Raw genomic sequence first — 662 nt, 5'->3', positions numbered from 1 at the left:
CTTAGTGTTAAATTTCCAGTTTTGAATATCCTGAGGTTTTTTAATGTCAGTTAATCTTTTTTTCTATTATTCTGAGTGAACGAAATGAGTTCAGAATAAAAATATATTGTGCAATGTCGCTTTACCATTTTTATATAAGACTATCTTGGAGGTAAAATGCAAAGAACAATACCTTTAGTTTTATGTTTAATTTTTGGTATTTTTATGATGTTACAGTTTTTCATCCCCCATCCGATTTCAGTTTCTGCTTATGAAATAGTATTAAAATGGGTTCGACTCATCTCGGTCTTCGCTTTAGTTTTAGGAGTTGGTAGTTTAGTCATTCGTCATAGTCATAAAATATCACGCAAATCCTCTGGTTGGGAATTTTCCATTGTTACTTTAGTTAGTGCAATTATTACTGCGCTGGTCGGTCTGTTAGGAGTAAATATAATTAAGGATGGAGGAACTTCCAGTTTAGTCTTCTTTCGTGGCATCGGCAAAACTTCAATTCTCCAAACTTTATTTCAAAATATCTTTGTGCCGGTAAACTCAACAATGTTTGCAATGTTGGCTTTTTATATGGCATCAGCAGCATACCGGGCCTTTCGAGCACGAACTAAAGAGGCGACTTTACTTTTGATTGCGGCATTTTTTGTGATGCTCGGAATGGTGCCTATTGG

Annotated in this window: 1 protein-coding gene; it reads left to right on the top strand. The window is 35.0% G+C overall.

Translation table 11 applies throughout. The features are described from left to right. Positions 1-156: 156 nt before the first annotated feature. A partial coding sequence (locus N2201_07500; protein ID MCX7786043.1) for a hypothetical protein occupies positions 157-662 on the top strand: 506 nt, incomplete at its 3' end.

The organism is candidate division WOR-3 bacterium, from assembly GCA_026418155.1.
Lineage (GTDB): Bacteria > Hydrothermota > Tepidihabitantia > Tepidihabitantales > CAIPLT01 > JAOABV01.
This window is presented reverse-complemented; position numbering and strand designations above follow the sequence as displayed.